21 protein-coding genes are annotated in these 20,302 nt (G+C 59.5%); 13 read left to right on the top strand and 8 right to left on the bottom strand.

Annotated features, from left to right (window positions below):
- Positions 1-37: 37 nt before the first annotated feature.
- Positions 38-1,063 (bottom strand): amino acid ABC transporter substrate-binding protein, encoded by a 1,026-nt coding sequence (locus tag ACR9ZQ_RS16705; RefSeq protein WP_113322785.1) that lies wholly within the window; start codon positions 1,061-1,063, stop codon positions 38-40.
- A gap of 379 nt (positions 1,064-1,442) precedes the next feature.
- On the opposite strand from ACR9ZQ_RS16705, the gene ACR9ZQ_RS16700 reads away from it, so the two are divergent.
- A complete protein-coding gene (locus ACR9ZQ_RS16700; RefSeq protein ID WP_481428332.1) occupies positions 1,443-2,633 on the top strand; it encodes a cystathionine beta-lyase in 1,191 nt (396 codons plus the stop codon).
- On the opposite strand, the gene ACR9ZQ_RS16695 is transcribed toward ACR9ZQ_RS16700, so the two are convergent.
- Positions 2,634-3,782 (bottom strand): FAD-dependent monooxygenase, encoded by a 1,149-nt coding sequence (locus ACR9ZQ_RS16695; protein WP_310389462.1) that lies wholly within the window; start codon positions 3,780-3,782, stop codon positions 2,634-2,636.
- Positions 3,783-3,810: 28 nt separating this feature from the next.
- Positions 3,811-4,056, bottom strand: coding sequence for a zinc-finger domain-containing protein (locus ACR9ZQ_RS16690; protein ID WP_007827409.1), 246 nt, complete (start codon positions 4,054-4,056; stop codon positions 3,811-3,813).
- Between the two features lie 147 nt (positions 4,057-4,203).
- Between ACR9ZQ_RS16690 and ACR9ZQ_RS16685 the strand changes: the two genes are divergently transcribed.
- From ACR9ZQ_RS16685 to clpA, 6 genes are all read left to right on the top strand, one after another.
- On the top strand, positions 4,204-4,989 hold the full coding sequence (locus ACR9ZQ_RS16685; protein ID WP_310389465.1) for an alpha/beta fold hydrolase: 786 nt from the start codon (positions 4,204-4,206) through the stop codon (positions 4,987-4,989).
- Positions 4,990-5,121: 132 nt separating this feature from the next.
- Complete coding sequence (gene cysE, locus ACR9ZQ_RS16680) at positions 5,122-5,955, top strand: serine O-acetyltransferase (RefSeq protein WP_007827405.1); 834 nt, start codon at positions 5,122-5,124, stop codon at positions 5,953-5,955.
- A 138-nt stretch (positions 5,956-6,093) separates the two neighbouring features.
- On the top strand, positions 6,094-6,297 hold the full coding sequence (locus ACR9ZQ_RS16675; protein WP_007827403.1) for a DUF3126 family protein: 204 nt from the start codon (positions 6,094-6,096) through the stop codon (positions 6,295-6,297).
- Between the two features lie 285 nt (positions 6,298-6,582).
- A complete protein-coding gene (locus ACR9ZQ_RS16670) occupies positions 6,583-6,951 on the top strand; it encodes a phasin family protein (RefSeq protein ID WP_310389468.1) in 369 nt (122 codons plus the stop codon).
- Positions 6,952-7,214: 263 nt separating this feature from the next.
- On the top strand, positions 7,215-7,565 hold the full coding sequence (clpS, locus tag ACR9ZQ_RS16665; protein ID WP_037072724.1) for an ATP-dependent Clp protease adapter ClpS: 351 nt from the start codon (positions 7,215-7,217) through the stop codon (positions 7,563-7,565).
- A gap of 10 nt (positions 7,566-7,575) precedes the next feature.
- Entirely contained in the window at positions 7,576-10,068 is a 2,493-nt protein-coding gene (gene clpA / locus ACR9ZQ_RS16660; RefSeq protein WP_310389472.1) for an ATP-dependent Clp protease ATP-binding subunit ClpA, read from the top strand.
- Positions 10,069-10,212: 144 nt separating this feature from the next.
- On the opposite strand, the gene ACR9ZQ_RS16655 is transcribed toward clpA, so the two are convergent.
- From ACR9ZQ_RS16655 to ACR9ZQ_RS16635, 5 genes are all read right to left on the bottom strand, one after another.
- A complete protein-coding gene (locus tag ACR9ZQ_RS16655; protein ID WP_310389474.1) occupies positions 10,213-10,503 on the bottom strand; it encodes a Dabb family protein in 291 nt (96 codons plus the stop codon).
- Positions 10,504-10,562: 59 nt separating this feature from the next.
- A complete protein-coding gene (locus tag ACR9ZQ_RS16650; protein ID WP_310389476.1) occupies positions 10,563-10,991 on the bottom strand; it encodes an HIT family protein in 429 nt (142 codons plus the stop codon).
- Positions 10,992-11,045: 54 nt separating this feature from the next.
- Positions 11,046-12,248, bottom strand: a complete 1,203-nt coding sequence (locus ACR9ZQ_RS16645) for a GNAT family N-acetyltransferase (protein WP_310389478.1) — start codon at positions 12,246-12,248, stop codon at positions 11,046-11,048.
- 77 nt (positions 12,249-12,325) lie between these two features.
- Positions 12,326-13,045, bottom strand: coding sequence for a glycerophosphodiester phosphodiesterase (locus ACR9ZQ_RS16640; protein WP_310389480.1), 720 nt, complete (start codon positions 13,043-13,045; stop codon positions 12,326-12,328).
- Positions 13,045-13,512, bottom strand: a complete 468-nt coding sequence (locus tag ACR9ZQ_RS16635; RefSeq protein ID WP_310389482.1) for a RidA family protein — start codon at positions 13,510-13,512, stop codon at positions 13,045-13,047. Before ACR9ZQ_RS16635 ends, ACR9ZQ_RS16640 begins: the two co-directional genes overlap by 1 nt.
- 136 nt (positions 13,513-13,648) lie before the next feature.
- Here ACR9ZQ_RS16635 and ACR9ZQ_RS16630 point away from each other — a divergent pair, with 136 nt between their 5' ends.
- The 6 genes from ACR9ZQ_RS16630 to rpsB all read left to right on the top strand — a co-directional run bounded on the left by ACR9ZQ_RS16630 (position 13,649) and on the right by rpsB (position 20,073).
- Positions 13,649-14,488 (top strand): cell envelope integrity EipB family protein, encoded by an 840-nt coding sequence (locus ACR9ZQ_RS16630; protein WP_310389484.1) that lies wholly within the window; start codon positions 13,649-13,651, stop codon positions 14,486-14,488.
- 206 nt (positions 14,489-14,694) lie between these two features.
- Entirely contained in the window at positions 14,695-15,771 is a 1,077-nt protein-coding gene (locus ACR9ZQ_RS16625) for a toxic anion resistance protein (RefSeq protein ID WP_481428331.1), read from the top strand.
- Positions 15,772-15,782: 11 nt separating this feature from the next.
- Positions 15,783-17,354 (top strand): VWA domain-containing protein, encoded by a 1,572-nt coding sequence (locus tag ACR9ZQ_RS16620; protein ID WP_481428330.1) that lies wholly within the window; start codon positions 15,783-15,785, stop codon positions 17,352-17,354.
- Positions 17,355-17,361: 7 nt separating this feature from the next.
- A complete protein-coding gene (locus ACR9ZQ_RS16615; protein WP_310389489.1) occupies positions 17,362-17,979 on the top strand; it encodes a 5-bromo-4-chloroindolyl phosphate hydrolysis family protein in 618 nt (205 codons plus the stop codon).
- Positions 17,979-19,082: a type 2 periplasmic-binding domain-containing protein gene (locus ACR9ZQ_RS16610; protein WP_481428329.1), complete on the top strand. Its 1,104-nt coding sequence runs from the start codon at positions 17,979-17,981 to the stop codon at positions 19,080-19,082. Before ACR9ZQ_RS16615 ends, ACR9ZQ_RS16610 begins: the two co-directional genes overlap by 1 nt.
- Positions 19,083-19,305: 223 nt before the next feature.
- A complete protein-coding gene (gene rpsB / locus ACR9ZQ_RS16605) occupies positions 19,306-20,073 on the top strand; it encodes a 30S ribosomal protein S2 (RefSeq protein ID WP_481428328.1) in 768 nt (255 codons plus the stop codon).
- The last annotated feature ends 229 nt before the right edge of the window (positions 20,074-20,302 follow it).

The following is a 20,302-nucleotide window of genomic DNA, read 5'->3' as shown; positions in this document are numbered from 1 at the left end:
GTTATCCGCCTTTCCGGCTTTTCATGCGTAGTGCCGATTAACGAACCGGCGGAGCGTACTGAATGCCGCCCTTGTTCCAGAGAGCGTTGAGGCCGCGCGAGATCTTCAGCGGGCTCCCCTGGCCGATGTTCTTTTCGAAGACTTCGCCATAATTGCCGACGGTCTTGATGATGTTGTAGGCCCAGTCATTGGTCAGGCCGAGATCGGTACCGATCTTCGTGTCGGCTTCAACGCCGAGGAAGCGCTTGATATCCGGGTTCGGCGAATTCTTCATGTCGTCGACATTGGCCTGCGTGATACCGAATTCTTCGGCGTTGATCATCGCGTAGCCGACCCAGCTGACGACATCGAACCACTGGTCGTCACCCTGGCGAACGGCCGGGGCGAGAGGCTCCTTGGAAATGATTTCCGGCAGGATCATGTGCTCGTCCGGGTTCTTCAGCGTCAGACGCAGCGAGTAGAGGCCCGATTGGTCAGTCGTGTAGACGTCGCAACGGCCGGAGTCATAAGCGGCGTTGACCTCATCCAGTTTCTCGAAGACGACCGGATTGTACTGGAGGTTGTTGGCCTTGAAGTAGTCGGCGAGATTGAGCTCGGTCGTGGTGCCTGACTGCACGCAGACGGATGCGCCGGAGAGTTCCAGAGCCGACTTCACGTTCAGGCTCTTGCGAACCATGAAGCCCTGGCCGTCATAGTAGTTGACGAAGCGGAAGTTCAGGCCGAGAGCCGTATCACGGTTGATCGTCCAGGTCGTGTTGCGGGCCAGAACGTCGACTTCGCCGGACTGCAGGGCCGGGAAGCGGTTCGCGGCGCTAAGCGGCGTGAACTTCACCTTGGTCGGATCGCCGAAGACCGCAGCGGAAACCGCGCGGCAGAAGTCGACGTCGAAGCCCGACCAGTTGCCGGACGCATCAGGTGCAGCAAAGCCGGCAAGACCGGTGTTGACGCCGCACTGGACAAAACCTTTTGCCTTTACGTCTCCGAGAGTAGTGGCCGAAGCGGCCGAAGCGCCAAGAGCGAAAACTGCTGCGCCGGCTGCTGCGGACAGGAGCTTGTACTTCATTTTTCCCAACCTTTTTCCGTTGTCTTATCTTTATCTTTTCGGGGAGTGGCCGGATTGAACTAGCCCGTATGCCTCCCCATTTCCCGCAACCCTCCCGGCGCGAGTGGGTCTATCACAGTCGCAAATGTCACTATGGTCAAGTGTCGCGGCCAATAATTGCGGCAAAATTCAGCATTTTGGTGGATTGCGCTGCGTCTCTAGGCACTTGGCTAGAAATTGGGCTCTAGCTTGAGGAAAAAAATAGCGCTGAAATCGCGAAGTAAAGGCCGGTGGCTTGGCGGGGCGAGGCCATCACGTCAAGTTGTAGGGGTTGACCCTGATGGCGACGGGGTTCAAGAGTTCGGCCTTTGCATACCCTCGCCAGAAGGCCATTTCTCACATGAAAGATCTAGACCGTCTCCTGCCGGGCGCCGGCATCAATACCCGTCTTTCCCATATCGGCTACGACCCCGCGGATTATCACGGTTTCGTCAATCCGCCGGTGGTGCGCGCGTCCACGGTGCTCTTTCCCGACGCCAAGTCCATGGAGACGCGCAACAAGAAATACACATACGGCACCCGCGGCACGCCGACGACCGACGCCCTTGCCGAGGCGATCAATGCGCTCGAAGGCTCGGCCGGCACTGTGCTGGTGCCCTCCGGTCTCGCTGCCGTCACAGTCGCCATCCTGGCCTATGTCGCGTCGGGCGATCACGTGCTGGTCGTCGATTCCGTCTACGGTCCGACGCGCCATTTCTGTAACACGATCCTGAAGCGAATGGGTGTCGAGGTCGACTATTTCGATCCGGCGATCGGCGCGGCCATCGAGACTCTCTTCAAGCCGAACACCACGGTCGTGCTGACCGAAGCCCCAGGCTCCAATACTTTCGAGATGCAGGATATCCCGGCCATCGCGGCTGTGGCGCACAAACACGGCGCCGTCGTGCTGATGGACAACACCTGGGCCACACCTCTCTATTTCCGCCCGCTGGACTTTGGCGTCGACGTATCCATCCATGCCTCGACCAAATATCCGTCGGGCCATTCCGACATTCTGATGGGAACCATCTCCGCCAATGCCGAGCACTGGCCGCGGCTGATCGAAACGCATGGCACACTCGGCCTTTGTGGCGCGCCGGATGATTCCTATCAGATCCTGCGTGGCCTGCGCACCATGGGGATCCGGCTGGAGCGCCACTACGAGAGCGCGCTGGCAATCGCCACGTGGCTCGAAAACCGCGAAGAGGTTGCCCGCGTCCTGCATCCGGCCCTGCCGAGCTTCCCGTCGCACCATATATGGAAGCGCGACTTCAAGGGTGCCAGCGGCATCTTCTCCTTCGTGCTGAAGGTTGACGATCCGCAAAAGGTCAAGCCGAAGGCACATGCCTTCCTCGATGCGCTCTCTTATTTCGGACTGGGCTATTCCTGGGGCGGCTACGAAAGCCTTGCCATACTGGTCAATCTTTCGGACCGAGAGATCGCCAGGGCCCCGGCCGAAGGTCCGGTCATTCGCCTGCAGATCGGTCTGGAAGATGTCGTTGATCTCAAGGCTGATATCGAGCGGGGCTTTGCTGCGGCAAACGCCGTCTGATCAGCCAACTGGGCGATAGCCGTAAATCCAGTCGAGATCCGCCGCGAGGCTTTGCGGCGGTTTCAGCGACAGCACGATATCCCGGCCGAGACGGATCGGTCCGCTTGCATGATAGGCAAAACGGTTGAAGGCGCCGCGCTGGCGGAGCTTGGCGATCCGCGGCATGCGATGCCGTTCGAAGAGCGAGATGGCTTCGGAAACCGGGCGGGTGGCGAGGAAGGCTGCGAGCTCGAATGCATCCTCGATCGCCATCGCTGCGCCCTGTGCCGCAAAGGGCATCATGGCATGTGCCGCATCGCCGATCAGCACGATCTTGTCACCGTCCTGCCATTTGCCCGGCGTTGCCTCGAAAAGCGGCCAGAAGGTGATGTCGCTGCGCCGCCCGAGCAAACCGGCAATAACAGGATGCCAGCGACGGAAGCGTGACTGCAGAAGCTCTTGCTGAGCCTGTGTCGGCTCGCCTTGCCAGGCCTGCGGCGCAATATTGCCGGCGGTAATCGCCACCATGTTGAAGCCGCCGGTTTCCTTCAGCGGATAGCAGACCATATGCGCCGATGAGCCGAGCAGGGCCGAGACGCTGGTGCGGTCCAGAAAGCCCGGCGCCTCTGCCTCTGCGATCGTGAAACGAAAGGCGACATTTCCGGAGAATTGCGGGGCAGGGGCGCCTGGTATTGCCTGCCTCAGCCTGGACCAGACGCCATCGGCGCCGATGATGACATCGGCCGGGCGCCGGCCCGGTGGCAAGTCCGATTCGAAACGTGTTCCGAGACCGAGTTGGCAGAGCGGATTGGCGCTGACCGCATCCAACAGGGCCTTCTGAAGCGTCTTGCGATGCATGACGCCGTAAGGTGCTCCCCAGCGGTTCCTGGCGAAACTCCCGGCCGGGACGGCTGCAAGCTCGCGCAGCGAACTGCCCGAGATCAGCCGGATGGATTGCGGCTCGAGCCAGAGGCTGGTCAGCCCGTCGAGCACACCGAGTTCGGCAAGCACGCGCGATGCATTGGGAGAGATCTGCAGGCCGGCACCCACCTCGGCAAGCTCGGGCGCCTGTTCGAAAATATCGGAACTGATACCACGTCTTGCGAGTGCCAGAGCAGCCGTCAGGCCGGCAATTCCGGCGCCGATAATGGCGGCATGTTCGACCGGCATGGGATATCCGATCTAAAGAGGAGAGAAATTACGCCGCCTTGACGTGGAAGACGCAGCCGGGCGGGTTGGTCTGGTTGGACTTCAGCGAAGCATTGTAGCGATAGAGGGTCGAGCAGTAGGAGCAGACCTTCTCGTTGTCGTCGCCCATATCGATGAAGATATGCGGATGGTCGAAGGGAGCGGATGCGCCGGTGCACATGAATTCCTTGACGCCGACTTCGATAACGCGGTGACCGCCGTCGTTCTGGAAGTGGGGAATGCTGTGGCCGGCCATGTCTGTCTCCGAATGCTTTGATATTCTGCGCGGACCTTATAGGCCTTCGAAGGAAAAGTGTAGTGCCAAAGCATGGCTCCAATGCGAGTTTTTGGCTTCACGCTCAAAGGCGGCTCGACTATGGTCGCGCCAAATAAGGACGGCCCGATGAACCTGAATACGCCTGCATTTTCAAGCTTCACCCATGACGGACTGAAACTCGCTTTCTTCGACGAGGGTGATCCCTCCGGCCCGCCGGTGCTGCTGATCCATGGCTTTGCCTCGTCGGCGAACGTCAACTGGGTTCATCCGGGCTGGCTGAAGACCCTGGGTGATGCCGGCTACCGTGTCATTGCCATCGACAACAGGGGGCATGGCGCCAGCGACAAGCCGCGCGATGCCGAAGCTTACAGGCCGTGGTTCATGGCTGGTGACGCGATCGCGCTGCTTGATCATCTCGGGATTCCCGAGGCCAATCTGATGGGCTACTCCATGGGCGCCCGCATCTCCGTCTTTGCGGCGCTTGCCCATCCACACCGCGTCCGCTCGCTGGTGCTCGGCGGCCTCGGTATCGGGATGACGGATGGGGTGGGCGATTGGGACCCGATCGCCGATGCGCTGCTTGCACCGTCGCTTGCCGACGTCACCCATCAGCGCGGCCAGATGTTCCGCGCCTTTGCCGAGCAGACGAAGAGTGACCGTGAGGCGCTTGCCGCCTGTATCAAGGGTTCGCGCGATCTGGTTGCCCGCGCCGACATGGGCAAGATCGATGCGCCCACCCTGATCGGGGTTGGAACGAAAGACGATATTGCCGGTTCTCCCCAGGAGCTTGCGGCGCTGATGCCTGACGCCGAAGCACTCGATATTCCCGGCCGCGACCACATGCTCGCCGTGGGTGACCGGGTGTTCAAGAAGGCTGTCCTGGAATTCTACGCAAAGGTCGCCGCCGGCTGATGTCGCCGGCAGGTGACATAAACGTGATTTCAAAGAAAAACACGCTTAACCGGTGTGCCGCGGGCACCCATTTATGTTATCGGCGTTTTCCTCTATATAATCGCATTCCAACGGGAAATGAGGAGGCCGGAAATGGTCGCTAAGACGGATATCCGCACGCTGGAGGGAGCCCATCCTCTAAAGGTGATGGACCCAATCTGGGACAGCCTGCGAGAAGAAGCGCGCCTCGCTGCGGAAAGCGATCCGGTGCTGGCGGCCTTCCTCTATTCGACGGTCATCAACCATCGCTCGCTCGAAGAATGCGTCATTCACCGTATCTGCGAGCGCCTCGACCATCCCGACATGCAGGCAAACTTGCTGCGCCAGACCTTTGAGGAAATGCTCGAGGACTGGCCGGAATGGAGCTCGATCCTGCGCGTGGATATCCAGGCAGTCTATGATCGTGACCCCGCTTGCCTGCGCTTCATGGAAGCCGTTCTGTACTTCAAGGGCTTCCACGCGCTGCAGACTCACCGGCTGGCGCATTGGCTGCTCAACCGCGGCCGGCGCGACTTCGCGCTTTACTTGCAGAGCCGCTCCTCCAGCGTCTTTCAGACGGACATCAATCCGGCAGCTCGCATCGGCAAGGGCATCTTCCTCGACCACGCGACCGGCCTCGTCGTCGGCGAAACGGCTGTCATCGGCGACAACGTCTCCATCCTGCATGGTGTGACGCTCGGCGGCACCGGCAAGGAAGGGGCCGATCGTCACCCGAAGATCGGCACGGGCGTAATGATCGGCGCAGGCGCCAAGATCCTCGGCAATATCGAGATCGGCTTCTGCTCGCGCGTCGCTGCCGGCTCCGTCGTCCTGAAGGCGGTGCCGCCAAAGACCACGGTGGCGGGCGTGCCCGCCAAGGTCGTCGGTGAAGCGGGCTGTTCCGAGCCTGCCCGCGTAATGGATCAGGTTATCGGCGCCGATATCTGAGCCTTCATTTGAAAAATGCGGAAAAACGCCTAGATCCCGGTGAAGACAGTCACTGCTAACTCGAGCTCGCGACCTTTACAGCGCAGCTTTACCTGTGCAAGAAGCGGCCAACCGAGATCGCTTACGGAGATCAAAAGAGTGAAGCCTGAAGAAATCAAGAAGCTCGACGCCTATTTCAAACGCACGCTGAACCCGCAGATCGTGGTGAAGGCGCGTCCGCGCAAGAACGACTCCGCGGAAGTCTACATTGGCGAAGAATTTCTGGGTGTCATCTACATCGATGACGAGGACGGCGACCGTTCCTACAATTTCTCGATGGCAATTCTCGACGTCGATCTCTGATCGCCGTCACATCGATTGAAAGCCATGCATCGCCAGCCGATGCATGGCTTTTTTTGTTTGCGCCGATCGCCAAATACGCTGGTTCACTAAAATTTCTGCTAACCCTGCGGTTGCAGTCGCCTGATATATTTTAGCAAAATCAATAAAAGACGAACGTGCCCAAAAATCCGGTCTTTAGCGCTGACAGCGGGTGCAACCATTGGGTGTTTTGCGATGCACAAGACTACTTGACTCTTTGTGCGTTGCAGCTACCCTCTGCTTGCAACTGCCAATTGGAGGATGGTCATGTTCAATTTCGACGATACAAACCGGAAGAGCAAGGAAGCCGTAGATTCGATGCTCAAGAGCTATTCCGATACTGCCAAGGGTTTCCAGGCGATTGCCTCCGAGGCGGCCGAATATTCCAAGAAGTCCTTCCAGGATGCCGTCACCCATTTCGAGACGCTGTCGGGCCTAAAGAGCTTCGAGGCGGCCTTCGAATTGCAGACCAATTATGCGAAGTCTTCCTATGAGGCTTTCGTTTCCGAAGCGACCAAGCTCGGCGAAATGTATGCCGACCTCGCCAAAAATGCTTATAAGCCCTACGAAGCACCGATGGCCGCCGTTGCCGCCAAGGTCTCGAAAGCCACTCCGGTAGCCCCCGCCGCCGCATAAATCTTGTGGCGTGTTGCGCGCCGCCTATTGAAAATCAAAGACCGGCACCGCATTTGCGGCCGGTCTTTTTTGTTTCCCGAAGCGCGCCCTGGTTTTTACGCAGACTTTTTTGGCCTTTGCGTCAAGTCCTGCGGAATTGTGATTGCAGTCGGAAACAAGGGGCTTAAAATCGCTCTATTATGAACTACCTTAGGGTTTCAGATATTCGTCGGGAAAGCACCCCTCCCATGCTGCCTGCCGGATTGATTGAGGAATGAATGACAATGATCGCCAGACCGATCCGGATGCAAAACGACAGCGAAAGGAACGGGGATAACGGAAATCGAACCTCGGTCATCACGCGCACCAAGCCGAAGACCAAGAAGCCTAATCTCTATCGCGTACTGCTTTTGAATGACGACTACACCCCAATGGAATTCGTCATCCATATCCTGGAGCGTTTTTTTCAGAAGGATCGGGAAAGTGCCACCCGCATCATGCTGCATGTCCATAACCACGGCGTCGGCGAATGCGGAATATTCACATACGAGGTAGCGGAAACCAAGGTGAGCCAGGTGATGGACTTTGCCCGGCAGCACCAGCATCCGCTGCAATGCGTCATGGAAAAGAAGTGAGGAACTGAACGTGCCAACATTTTCGCCTAGTCTTGAGAAGGCGCTCCATCAGGCACTGACCTTTGCCAACGAGCGGCACCATGAATATGCGACGCTCGAGCATCTGCTGCTCGCCCTGATCGACGATGCCGATGCGGCTGCGGTCATGGGTGCCTGCAATGTCGACCTCGACGCGCTCCGTAAAACGCTCCTGGAATATGTCGATAACGAACTCTCCAACCTGGTCACCGGTTATGACGAGGACTCCAAGCCGACATCCGGCTTCCAGCGCGTCATTCAGCGCGCGGTGATCCATGTCCAGTCTTCCGGCCGCGAGGAAGTGACCGGCGCCAACGTGCTCGTCGCGATCTTCGCCGAGCGCGAAAGTCATGCTGCCTATTTCCTGCAGGAGCAGGAAATGACCCGCTACGACGCCGTCAACTATATCTCCCACGGCATCGGCAAGCGCCCCGGCGTATCCGAAAGCCGTCCGCCGCGCGGCGCTGAGGACGAGTCCGAATCCAAGCCGACCGCACGCGGCGGCAACGAGGAAGAAAGCGGGCCGAAGAAGCAGCAGGATGCACTGAAGGCTTACTGCGTAAACCTCAACGAGAAGGCCAAGGGCGGCAAGATCGACCCCTTGATCGGCCGTCACGCCGAGGTGAACCGGACCATCCAGATCCTGTGCCGCCGCTCCAAGAACAACCCGCTCTATGTCGGTGACCCCGGCGTCGGTAAAACGGCGATTGCCGAAGGCCTTGCCAAGCGCATCGTCGAAGGCAAGGTGCCGGAAGCTCTGGCCGATGCCACGATCTTCTCGCTCGATATGGGCACGCTGCTTGCCGGCACCCGCTATCGCGGCGACTTCGAAGAGCGCCTGAAGCAGGTCGTCAAGGAACTGGAAGAATATCCGGGCGCCGTGCTCTTCATCGACGAAATCCACACCGTCATCGGTGCGGGTGCAACGTCGGGCGGGGCCATGGATGCATCGAACCTCCTGAAGCCGGCTCTGTCTTCGGGTGCGATCCGCTGCATCGGTTCGACCACCTACAAGGAATACCGCCAGTTCTTCGAAAAGGATCGGGCTCTGGTCCGCCGCTTCCAGAAGATCGACGTCAATGAACCGTCGATCGACGATGCGATCGAGATCATGAAGGGTCTGAAGCCCTATTTCGAAGAATACCACCACCTGCGTTACTCGAACGAGGCGATCAAGACCGCCGTCGAGCTCTCGGCCCGTTACATTTCGGACCGCAAGCTGCCGGATAAGGCGATCGACGTCATCGACGAGACCGGTGCCGCCCAGATGCTGCTGCCGCCGTCCAGGCGCCGCAAGTTGATCACCGAAAAGGAGATCGAAGCGACGATTGCGACGATGGCCCGCATCCCGGCGAAGACCGTCTCGAAGGATGATGAAGCCGTTCTTGCCAACCTTGAGCAGGAACTGCGCTCGGTCGTCTATGGTCAGGATGTGGCGATCGAAGCCCTGTCCACCTCGATCAAGCTGGCCCGTGCCGGCTTGCGCGAGCCGAACAAGCCGATCGGTGCCTATGTCTTCTCCGGTCCCACCGGCGTCGGCAAGACGGAAGTCGCCAAGCAGCTTGCTGCCTCACTGGGTGTCGAGATTTTGCGCTTCGATATGTCGGAATACATGGAGCGGCATACGGTTTCCCGTCTGCTCGGCGCACCTCCCGGCTATGTCGGCTTCGACCAGGGCGGCCTCTTGACCGATGGCGTCGACCAGCATCCGCATTGCGTGGTCCTGCTCGACGAAATCGAAAAGGCGCATCCGGATATCTATAATATCCTGCTGCAGGTCATGGACCACGGTACGCTGACTGACCATAACGGCAAGAAGATCGACTTCCGTAACGTCATCCTGATCATGACGACCAATGCGGGCGCTTCGGAAATGGCCAAGGCCGCCATCGGCTTCGGTTCGTCCAAGCGCACCGGCGAAGACGAAGAGGCTCTGACCCGCCTGTTCACGCCGGAATTCCGCAACCGTCTCGACGCGATCATTCCGTTCGCGGCGCTGCCGACGGCCGTCATCCACAAGGTCGTGCAGAAGTTCATCATGCAGCTGGAAGCTCAGCTCTCTGAACGCAACGTCACCTTCGACCTGCACGAGGATGCGATCGCCTGGCTGTCCGAAAAGGGTTACGACGAGAAGATGGGCGCCCGCCCGCTTGCCCGCGTGATCCAGGATGCCATCAAGAAGCCGCTGGCGAACGAAATCCTCTTCGGCAAGCTGAAGAAGGGCGGCGTCGTCAACGTCACCGTCGGCCCGAAGGAAGATGGCAAGCCAGGCCTCATTCTGGAAGCCGTTCCGGAAACGGCACCTATCAAGCCGAAGCCGGAAGCCGAGCTGGTTCATCCGGGAGCGGTCGATGAGGATGATGGCGAGCTGAAGACCAAGCCGGTCAAGAAGGCGAAGGCCAAGACCGTGCCGCAGCCTGAGCCTGAAGTCCGCGACGCGCCCAAGAAGGGCTCGACGGTTCCCAAGGTTCCACGCAAGAAGTAAGCTTACGACGGACAATGAAAAAGGCCGCTGAGAAGCGGCCTTTTTGTTTGCCTTGAAGCATGTCGCGCGAAAGCGTGTAGTGGTTTGCGATAACGATATGGGCAAGAAAAGACCTAAAGCGTAGCAGCGACACGCTTCAGGATGTCAGAGCTTCGCGTAGTCGATCTCGAGGAAGTCTGCGACCTCGGGTATCCAACGGTCGCGCACGAAGGCGACATGCAGCGGGTGGACATTATAGGCGTCGTAACCGGCCTGGTCGTCGAACTCCATCGCGAAGCCGAAGGTGAAATCGTTCTTCGGGCTCGTCTGGCGAAGTTGCTCGAAATTTCTGACGCTTGGGATCTGCTTGAGCGTCAGCGCCTCATCGAGAAAAGCCTTTTCTTCGGCAGAGCCTGCAGCGTGCTTCAGGCGGAATGCGACGGTGTGGCGAATCATGATTTCCTCCTAAATCGATGAAGTAATTTAGTATTCCGAAAAATAAGGCGGCGTTTCCGTTATGCGAGTTCCGCTTTGATCTTCTCCGCGTTGGCAGCGAGCACCACGCCATCCTCCATCTTGCCGGAATGCGGCTTGAGTGCCACGCCCTCATGCCGCGGGATGACATGGAAATGCAGGTGGAAAACGGTCTGACCTGCTGCCGGCTCGTTGAACTGGGCGATGAACACACCATCTGCGTCGAAGGCTTCCTTGACGGCATTGGCGACTTTCTGGACGACGGTGATCGTATGGGAAAGGGAGGCGGGGTCGGCATCGAAGATATTGCGGGAAGGTGCCTTCGGCAGGACCAGAACATGGCCCGGCGCTTGCGGCATCACATCCATGAAGACAACGGTCTTGTCGTCCTCGTAGACGCGATGCGACGGGATCTCGCCGCGCAGGATCTTGGCGAAGATATTGTTGTCGTCATAGGCAGCGCTGGTCATGGCGAAATCTCCTCGTGTTTCCCTTGATCGCGTAGCGCGCCGGAGCCAAGCGCGTCAATCCTCCTGCAACCGTTCGCCTTTGCGGAAGGGAGTGTGTTCGGCAAGCATCTCATTCATATATTCGACATCCTCCCGCTCGCGCTTGAGATAGTCGGCAACGGCGCGCCGCAATCCCGCGTGAGCGATATAGTGGGCGGAATGCGTCGTCACCGGCAGGTAGCCGCGGGCAAGCTTATGTTCGCCCTGGGCGCCGGCCTCTACCTTCTTGAGGCCCTTTTCCAGCGCAAAATCGATGGCCTGATGATAGCAGACCTCGAAATGCAGGAAGGGGTGATCTTCGATGCAGCCCCAGTGCCGCCCGTAGAGCGTATCACCGCCGATGAAATTGATCGCGCCTGCCACATAGCGACCGTCACGCTTTGCCATGACGAGCAGGATGTCGTCGGCCATACGCTCGCCGATCAGCGAATAGAATTTGCGCGTCAGATAAGGCCGGCCCCATTTGCGGCCGCCGGTATCCATGTAGAAGGCGAAGAACTGGTCCCAGATTTTTTCGGTCAGGTCCTTGCCGGTCAGCCAGTCGATGGTGATGCCGTTCTCAACCGCCGTCCGACGCTCCTTGCGCAGTGCCTTGCGCTTGCGAGAGGCAAGCGTTTCCAGGAACGCGTCGTGGTTGGCATAGCCTTCATTGATGAAATGGAACTGCTTGTCCGTGCGGTGCAGGTAGCCGTCGGTCTCGAAGACCGGCATCTCGTCCTCGGGCACGAAGGTGACATGGGCCGAGGAAATATCGAGGCGGCGGACGACTTCCTTGAGGCTTTCCGCCATGGCATTCTGAATTGGCAGTCTTGCAAATCCTTGGGCCACGAGCAGGCGCGGGCCGGTCGCGGGCGTGAAGGGGATAGAGCACTGCAGCTTCGGATAATAACTGCCGCCGGCCCGTTCAAAAGCGTCGGCCCAGCCATGATCGAAGACATATTCGCCCTGACTGTGGTTCTTGAGATAGCCGGGCAAGGCGCCGACCAGTTCACCCTTGTCCGTCTCCAGAAGCATGTGATGGCCGAGCCAGCCGGTCTGCGCAGTGGCAGAGCCGGATTCTTCCAGCGACGAGAGAAAGGCATGCGAGACGAAGGGATTATAGGCGACGCTGTCGCACGTCTTCGATGCTCCCGAAAGCCTGGACCAGCGGTCGGGGGAAATTGCGGTGAATGATCGCTCGATGCGGATGGAAAGTTCGTCTGACGATTCGTCTGTCATGAAGCAAATGCGAAGCCGTTGGGGGAGGGAGCTGGCTCCCTCCCAGTCTGCGCACGATCTTGTCGAAAAAGCGAGCGTCAAACTGCCGCGCGCGGATCGAAGCCTTCGAAAGTCATTTGATCGGCGTTCTCGAAAGTCTGCTTGCGAGCCTGTTCATCACGCACCGTCCAGGTGATGACCGGAACGTCCTTGTCGCGCTGGTCGGTGATGAACGGGTTCGGCAGGTCGGCATAGTAGTAGGAAATGAAATCGAGGCCGATCGCCATCGCCTTATCATGCTCTGCATGTTCCTCCGGCGTATTGCCGTTGGCCGTCAGCCCGATCGGGTAGGGCGCATTGAGCTCCTTGAGATCCTTCAGCAGCCAATGGTCGAAGCTCATCAGCGCAACCTTGCCCTCATAGCCCTCGAGTACGTCGAGAACGGCTTCGGCAAAGCCCTCGTCGTCGGCTTCGCGGCCCTTGAGTTCCAGCACCAGCGGCACCTTGCCCTGCACGAGTGCGAGAAGCTGCTTCAGCGTTGGCACTTTGTCCTTCGTGCCGCCGACGGCGATCAGCCCGAGCTCCTGGGAGGTCCGTTCCCGCACGTCGCCCTTGAGGTTGCAGAGGCGTTCCAGATCTTCATCATGGAAGATGACCGGCACGGCATCCGAGGCGTAATGCAGGTCGCATTCGATGGCGAAGCCCGCTTCGACGGCCCGTGAAAAAGCCGAGAGCGTGTTTTCCCAGACGACATTGTTGAGGTCGTGGTAGCCGCGGTGCGCAACCGGCAGCTCTTTGATCCAGGCGGCATTCGTCATTATGCGATTTCCATGATAGCATCGATTTCGACTGCTGCATTGAGCGGCAAGGCTGCCATGCCGACGGCAGCGCGGGCATGTTTGCCGGCTTCGCCGAGCACGCCGGCGATCAAGTTCGAGGCGCCGTTGATAACGAGGTGCTGCTCGACAAAATCAGGCGCCGACGCGACGAAGCCGTTGAGCTTGATGACGCGGCGGATGCGGCCGAGATTGCCGCCGAGCGCTGCCTTTGCCTGAGCAAGAATGTTGATGGCGCAAAGCTCTGCGGCACGCTGGCCAGTGGCAACATCGACAGTCTTGCCGAGGTGGCCGGAGACGGCAACCTTACCGCCTTCGAGCGGCAGCTGGCCGGAAATATAGAGAAGGTTGCCGCTGATGACATAGGGGACATAATTGGCGGCGGGTGCTGCTGCCTCGGGCAGGGTTATCCCCATTTCCGACAGGCGCGTTGCGATTACATCGGACATTTTCGTCTCCGCTTTTGTTGTCAATTCTTCAAAAAGAATGCATCAAGACTAGAATCTTTAATGTGACAGTTTCGAGCCTCGATTTGGCCGAAAGCGTTCTTATAACATCGCGGACGAGTCCAACAGGAGTTAATGAATGTTCCGATCGTCACTTGCCGCTCTTCTTCTCGCAAGCGTTTCCGCCAATGCCTGGGCGGCCGCGCCGGCGACGAGCGCTGCGATCGCAACCGGGCTCGTCGCTCACCGCGCCATCTACGACCTGGAACTGAAGGACGCTTCGGAGCGCTCCGGCATCTCCTCCATGTATGGCCGCATGGTCTATGAGTTCGACGGCAATTACTGCGAAGGCTTTACCACGAATTTCCGCTTCGTCACCCAGATCGACACCGGCGACAACGTGCGCGTCAGCGACCAGCAGACCAAGACGTTCGAGAGCCTGAAGGATGGCAAGTTCACCTTCGATACCAAGTCTTTCACCGACGATCAGCTCGACAAGGAAGTCAACGGCGCGGCTCAAGATAAGCCGGAAGGCGTGAAGGTCGACCTCACGCAGCCGGCAAGCCGTGAGCTGCAACTCGAGGAAAGCCGCTTTCCGACCGAGCACATGCTCGACGTCATTCAGAACGCCAAGGATGGCAAGCGCTTCTTCGAGGCTCGCGTCTTCGACGGCTCCGACGATGGCGACAAATCCCTGGTGACAACGACGATCGTGGGTAAGCAGGAGACTCCGGTCACGAATGAGGCTGATGCAGGCAATGCCGGCGAGTTCGCCAAGGCCGCCTTCTGGCCCGTGACGATCTCCTATTTCAACGAGAATGCCAAATCCGACACCCTGCCGGTCTACCGCATGTCGTTCAAGCTCTATGAGAACGGCATCACGCGGGATCTGACGATGGATTACGGCGATTTCGTCCTGACCGGCAAGCTTGCCAAGCTCGAGCTTCTCGACAAGAAGGCCGCGCCGGTCTGCCAGTAAGGCGGCATTCGCCGCAAGCTTAAGCGGCTGTCATAAAAGCTTATTTCTAGTGCCGCTAAACTGCGACCTCGCAAATGAGTTGTGCGGGGCGGGTATTGCGTGGATGCCGAGTTTCCCAGCCTCGAAAGTGGATGACCCATTTGCCGCAAAAATGGGTTTGCAATTCGTAAGACCAATTGCACCACAAGCCGAGAAAGACGACCCCAATGGCCGACACCGATCTCGCAACGGTTCAGAATGCTTCCCTGTCGGCCGTTGCCGCCGATCCTGCGGAAGTCGCCCGCATTACCGACACCATCAGTATTACAGACCGCGCCGGAATTTCCGTTTACGGCGACCGCGCACAGCAGGCCGTCAGTGACTATGCCGACAGGATCCTGCGCGAGGTGCGCAACAAGGATCTCGGCGATGTCGGCAAGCTTTTGACCGACATCATCCTGAAATCCAAGAGCCTCGATCCCGCGTCCCTCAAGGATAAGGGCTTCCTGAGCCGCATGTTCCTCTCCGCCAAGGCGCGCCTCGAGCGCTTCAAGGAGGAGTTCGAGGATGTTGCAGGCCAGATCGACCGCATCGGCCTGGAGCTCGACCGCCACAAGGATACGCTGCGTCGCGACATCGCCCTGCTCGACGACCTGCATGAAGAGACGAAACAGTCGATCGTAAAGCTCGATGCCTATGTGCAAGCAGGCAAGAACTTCGCCGAGCACTTCCGCTCGGTCGAGCTGCCGAAGTTGAAGAGCGCAGCCGACGCCGCAGTCTCCGGCCCCGGTGGCGGCATGCTGGAAGCCCAGACCTATCAGGACAGCCTCCAGGCGCTCGACCGCTTGGAAAAGCGCATCTTCTATCTGCAACAGGCCCGCCAGCTCGGCATTCAGCAGCTTCCGCAGATCCGTATCGTCCAGGCCGGCGACGAAACACTGATCGAGAATCTGCAGGCAACTTCGGCGCTGACGGTGCCTGCCTGGAAGCAGAAGATGGTCATCCTCCTCGGGCTCACACAGCAGAAATCGGCCCTCGACCTGCAGAAGACGGTGACCGACGCCACCAATGACATGATCCGCCAGGCCTCGGAAATGATGAAGGATCAGGCGATTGCCATTGAGCAGCAGTCGCAGCGCGGCATCGTCGATATGGAGACGCTTGCCAAGGCCAATCAGGATCTGATCGACACCGTCACCGGCATGCTGCGCGTGCAGGAAGAGGGCCGCAAGAAGCGGGCTCAAGCCGAGCAGCAGATGGAACAACTGACGATCGACCTCAAGAAGGCGATGACCCAGGCGTGACCGGCAAAACCATGATCCGATCATTCCTCTGCGCACTGGCGCTATCTGGTCTCGCGGCGTTGGCAGGCTGCGATGCTTTCAGCAGCGGTCCGAATTTCTCGATCGTTTCAGGCTCGGAAAACACCGTGCTGCAGCCGATCGTCGAGGAATTCTGCAAGGAGAAGCACGCGACTTGCTCCTTCAAATATGAGGGCACGCTCGATATCGGCCTCGCGCTGCAAAGCGATCAGGGTGTCGAGCAGGACGCTGTCTGGCCCGCTTCCAGCGTCTGGGTCGACATGTTCGATACCAAACGCAGGATCAAGGACCTGACGTCGGTGGCGCAGACGCCCGTCATTGTCGGCGTGCGCAAGTCGAAGGCCGAGCAGCTCGGCTGGGTCGGCAAGGATGTCTTCATGAAGGATATCTTGGCAGCGGTGAACAGCGGCTCGCTGAAGTTCCTGATGACATCGGCGACACAATCGAATTCCGGTGCCAGCGCCTATCTCGCCATGCTCTCCAGTGCGCTCGGTAACAAGCCTGTGATCGAGCCCGGTGATCTCGATGACAAGACGGTTCAGGACACCGTTCGAAGCCTGCTTGCCGGTGTTGCGCGCTCCTCCGGCTCTTCGGGCTGGCTCGCCGACCTCTATACGGATTCCGCTAGCAAGGGCACGATCTACGATGCCATGTGGAATTATGAGGCGGTCATCAAGGAAACCAACGACAAGCTCACGGGTATGGGCAAGGAGCCGCTTTACGCCATCTATCCTGCCGATGGCGTAGCGATGGCGGATTTGCCGCTCGGTTTCGTCGATCATGGCCGCGGTCCCCAGGTTCAGACCTTCTTCAAGGACCTGCTCGCCTATCTGCGCTCGCCCGATGTTCAGAAGAAGATCGCCGAAACCGGTCGCCGCCTGCCGCTCGGCAGCGTCGCCGCTGAGCCGCAGCCGAGCTGGAATTTCGATCCGGCCAAACTGGTGACCGCGATCCGTATGCCGGAACCGACAGTGATCCGCCAGGCGCTTACTCTCTATCAGGCGGCACTGCGCAAACCGTCACTGACGGCGCTCTGCCTCGATTTCTCCGGCTCGATGCAGGGGGACGGCGAGAACAGTCTGCAGCAGGCGATGCGTTTCCTGTTCACGCCCGAGGAGGCCAGCAAGGTGCTGGTGCAGTGGTCGCCGGCCGACCGTATCTTCGTCATTCCCTTCGATGCCAATGTCCGCGATATCTTCTCGGCTTCGGGTGACACGATGGAGCAGCAGGGGCTTCTCAACGCAGTTTCTGGTCAGCATGCCGGCGGCGGCACCAATATGTATGCCTGCGCCGAAAGGGCGCTCCAGCAGATGGCGAAAACCGCGGACCTGTCCAATTATCTGCCGGCGATCATCATCATGACCGACGGCAGATCCGATGACCAGAGTGCGGCCTTCATGAGCGATTGGAACGCGATGGAACCACGCGTGCCGATCTTCGGCATTACCTTCGGCGATGCGGACAAGACCCAGCTGGACAGTCTGGCGGCAGCGACGGCGGCACGCGTCTTCGACGGACGCTCGGACCTTGCGGCAGCGTTCCGCACCGCACGCGGTTATAACTAGGACCGGCATGGGTAACTGGCTCGGCAATGATGGCAACTGGATCGTGGCGGGAGTGGTGACGGCCATTCTCGTCCCCATTCTGACTTTTGCTGCCGGCATGCCGTTCTGGATTGCCGCTGTCATCGGCCTCCTAGTTTTTGCCGGCCTCGTTTTCCTGCTGGCGCCACGCAGGCTTTTCGAAGGTCTCGATATCAAGGTGATCGGCCGCGGTCGCGTTGCCTTCGCGAGAGAATTGCTGGAAGGGGCTGTGCCCGCCGCACAAAGGCTGGAGACGGCCGCGGACGATATCACCGACAAGCAGACGGCGGCGCGCGTACGCCACCTGGCGGAAATCGCCGCCGATGTCTTCCGCAAGGTGGAGGCGAGGCCGGAAAGTGCCAATTCCGTACGCCGTTTCCTCAGCTACTATCTGCCGCGTGCGGCCGAAGTTGCCGAGGGCTTTGCGGTAATCGAGGCGAAACGCGCGCCTGACGTCAAGCAGTTGGAGGATGTCCACGCCGTGCTGGTGAAGCTCGAGGATGCCTTCGTTCATTATGCCGACAGCCTTGTCGATGCTGAGCTTGGCACGCTCGATACCGACCTGCGCCTCATCCAGGCATCGCTCAAAGAGGATTTCGGACGCTGATGGCCCTTTCCCGCCGCGCCTTTGGAGTTGGACTGCTCGCCACCGGTATTGCCGGCACGGGCGGCTATTTCGCCGTCCGCGACAGGCCGGAACTGCAGGGCCTGCTGGGTACGCGCACAAAGCTGTTCGGCTTCATCGGTGGCGAAAAGGAGGCTTTCCTTGCCGATCCCGATGTCGTTGACGCTATCAAGGGCTACGGCCTTTCGATCGACAGTCGCGTCGCCGGCTCGGTCGAAATGGTGCGCGAGCGGGCCTTGCTTTCGCAAAACCCGCAATTTCTTTGGCCGTCCTCCTCCATCATGGTGGATATCGCCCGTCAGAGCGGCGTGAAGATCCGCGATGACAGGGTCATGCTGAACACGCCTGTCGTCGTCTACACGTGGCAGCCGGTCGTGGACGGGCTGATCAAATCGGGCCTCGTGACGGTAATCAACGGCCATCACCAGCTCGACCTGAAGGCGCTGCTTGATGCCATCCTTGCCGGGACGGATTGGTCGAAACTTGGCGTCAATGCGCTCTACGGCCGGGCGCGCATCGTCTCCACCGATCCGAACCGGTCGAATTCGGGCTTCATGTTCTCGGGCCTCGCGCTCAGCCTCTTCAGCGGCAATGTCGCGACATCAGACGATCTCGCCCAATACGGCGGCAAGGTGCAGTCGATCTTCCGCAATATGGGTTTCAAGTCGCCATCGTCAGGCAAGTTGTTTGAGCAGTATCTGGCGGGTGGCCTCGGCGGCGAACCGATGATTGTCGGTTATGAGAATCAACTCGTCGAATGGGCGCTCGCCGATGCCGACCGATGGAGCCGCATCCAGTCGGGGCCGGGCGCCAAGCCCGTCGTCCTCTATCCGTGCCCGACGGTCTATTCGGCCCATCCGCTGATCGTCGTCGACGAAACGGCCGAACGCCTGATCGAGGCGCTGACCAGCGCCCGCCTGCAGGAGCTCGCCTGGACCAAACACGGCTTTCGCGGGCCGCTCGGCACGGCGACCGGTGATACCAAAGGGCCGATTGCCGGCCAGTTGCCGGCCGAGATCGATGCCGTGCTGCCGATCCCGGACGCCGGCGTGATGCTGTCGCTGCTGAACATGCTGGCAAGCTGAGCCGGCAACGCGAATATATTGCAGGCGCGGCTCATTCGTCCGTTCTCGTCAGATTTTTTGGCGCAAGCCTTGCTTTTGCAGGAAATCGAATGTAAGGCCACGCGCATTCCACACGTAAGGCATGGGATCGTCCGGGAGAAATCCGGCTTTTCCGCCCGGTGGCATCTTCGAAGAGGATGCTGTTCGCCTTGCGGAGGTTCAACCGGAAAAGGAGTAACAAGGCATGGCATTGCCTGATTTTTCTATGCGCCAGCTTCTGGAAGCCGGCGTCCACTTCGGTCACCAGACTCACCGCTGGAACCCGAAGATGAAGCCGTACATTTTCGGCGATCGTAACAACATCCACATCATCGACCTGGCCCAGACCGTTCCGATGCTGTCGCGCGCCCTGCAGGTCGTGTCCGACACCGTTGCTCGTGGCGGCCGCGTTCTCTTCGTCGGCACCAAGCGTCAGGCTTCCGAGCTGATCGCTGACTCGGCCAAGCGTTCTGCCCAGTACTACGTCAACTCGCGTTGGCTCGGCGGCATGATGACGAACTGGAAGACGATCTCCAACTCGATCCAGCGCCTGCGCAAGCTCGACGAAATCCTGTCGTCCGAGCAGTCTGGCTACTCCAAGAAGGAGCGCCTGACCCTCGAGCGCGAGCGCGAAAAGCTCGATAAGGCCCTCGGTGGTATCAAGGATATGGGCGGCACGCCGGACCTGATGTTCATCATCGACACCAACAAGGAAAAGATCGCGATCGACGAAGCCAAGCGCCTCGGCATCCCGGTCGTCGCCATCATAAACTCGAACTGCGATCCAGACCTGATCGACTATCCGATCCCTGGCAACGACGACGCTTCGCGCGCCATCGCTCTCTACTGCGACCTGATCGCCCGCGCTGCCATCGACGGTATTGCCCGTCAGCAGAGCGGATCGGGCCGCGACCTCGGCGCTTCTGCGGAAGCTCCGTTCGAGCCGGCGCTCGATGAGGCGACCGAAGCCTGATAAAAGCAGGCGGAGTAAAGCTCCGCCAAAGCTTGCAAAGATTGGGAAAGGCCGCTCGCGACTCTTTGAAGTTGGGCGGCCTTGCCCTTTTCAGGCGGAAGCTGTGACTGCTTTTGCCTCAATGAATTCTGTTGTGACGCGTCTTCATAACGCTGTCATACATACAGGTACATTTCGTGCCTCAATCCGGTGCCGCGCCGCAAACTGCGGGCACCGCTTGAACCGACAA

The organism is Rhizobium sp. KNZ14-9A (assembly GCF_056755015.1).
Note: the sequence above shows the minus strand (reverse complement) of the source record. Positions and strands in the feature narration are given on the sequence as shown.

Coding starts and splice junctions, on each gene's coding strand:
- clpS (WP_037072724.1), top strand. CDS start 7,215: ATGATCGCCAGACCGATCCGGATGCAAAACGACAGCGAAAGGAACGGG.
- ACR9ZQ_RS16670 (WP_310389468.1), top strand. CDS start 6,583: ATGTTCAATTTCGACGATACAAACCGGAAGAGCAAGGAAGCCGTAGAT.
- rpsB (WP_481428328.1), top strand. CDS start 19,306: ATGGCATTGCCTGATTTTTCTATGCGCCAGCTTCTGGAAGCCGGCGTC.
- ACR9ZQ_RS16705 (WP_113322785.1), bottom strand. CDS start 1,063: ATGAAGTACAAGCTCCTGTCCGCAGCAGCCGGCGCAGCAGTTTTCGCT.
- ACR9ZQ_RS16690 (WP_007827409.1), bottom strand. CDS start 4,056: ATGGCCGGCCACAGCATTCCCCACTTCCAGAACGACGGCGGTCACCGC.
- ACR9ZQ_RS16615 (WP_310389489.1), top strand. CDS start 17,362: ATGGGTAACTGGCTCGGCAATGATGGCAACTGGATCGTGGCGGGAGTG.
- ACR9ZQ_RS16635 (WP_310389482.1), bottom strand. CDS start 13,512: ATGTCCGATGTAATCGCAACGCGCCTGTCGGAAATGGGGATAACCCTG.
- ACR9ZQ_RS16695 (WP_310389462.1), bottom strand. CDS start 3,782: ATGCCGGTCGAACATGCCGCCATTATCGGCGCCGGAATTGCCGGCCTG.
- cysE (WP_007827405.1), top strand. CDS start 5,122: ATGGTCGCTAAGACGGATATCCGCACGCTGGAGGGAGCCCATCCTCTA.
- ACR9ZQ_RS16610 (WP_481428329.1), top strand. CDS start 17,979: ATGGCCCTTTCCCGCCGCGCCTTTGGAGTTGGACTGCTCGCCACCGGT.
- ACR9ZQ_RS16620 (WP_481428330.1), top strand. CDS start 15,783: ATGATCCGATCATTCCTCTGCGCACTGGCGCTATCTGGTCTCGCGGCG.
- ACR9ZQ_RS16650 (WP_310389476.1), bottom strand. CDS start 10,991: ATGACCAGCGCTGCCTATGACGACAACAATATCTTCGCCAAGATCCTG.
- ACR9ZQ_RS16685 (WP_310389465.1), top strand. CDS start 4,204: ATGAACCTGAATACGCCTGCATTTTCAAGCTTCACCCATGACGGACTG.
- ACR9ZQ_RS16640 (WP_310389480.1), bottom strand. CDS start 13,045: ATGACGAATGCCGCCTGGATCAAAGAGCTGCCGGTTGCGCACCGCGGC.
- ACR9ZQ_RS16625 (WP_481428331.1), top strand. CDS start 14,695: ATGGCCGACACCGATCTCGCAACGGTTCAGAATGCTTCCCTGTCGGCC.
- ACR9ZQ_RS16645 (WP_310389478.1), bottom strand. CDS start 12,248: ATGACAGACGAATCGTCAGACGAACTTTCCATCCGCATCGAGCGATCA.
- ACR9ZQ_RS16700 (WP_481428332.1), top strand. CDS start 1,443: ATGAAAGATCTAGACCGTCTCCTGCCGGGCGCCGGCATCAATACCCGT.
- ACR9ZQ_RS16655 (WP_310389474.1), bottom strand. CDS start 10,503: ATGATTCGCCACACCGTCGCATTCCGCCTGAAGCACGCTGCAGGCTCT.
- ACR9ZQ_RS16630 (WP_310389484.1), top strand. CDS start 13,649: ATGTTCCGATCGTCACTTGCCGCTCTTCTTCTCGCAAGCGTTTCCGCC.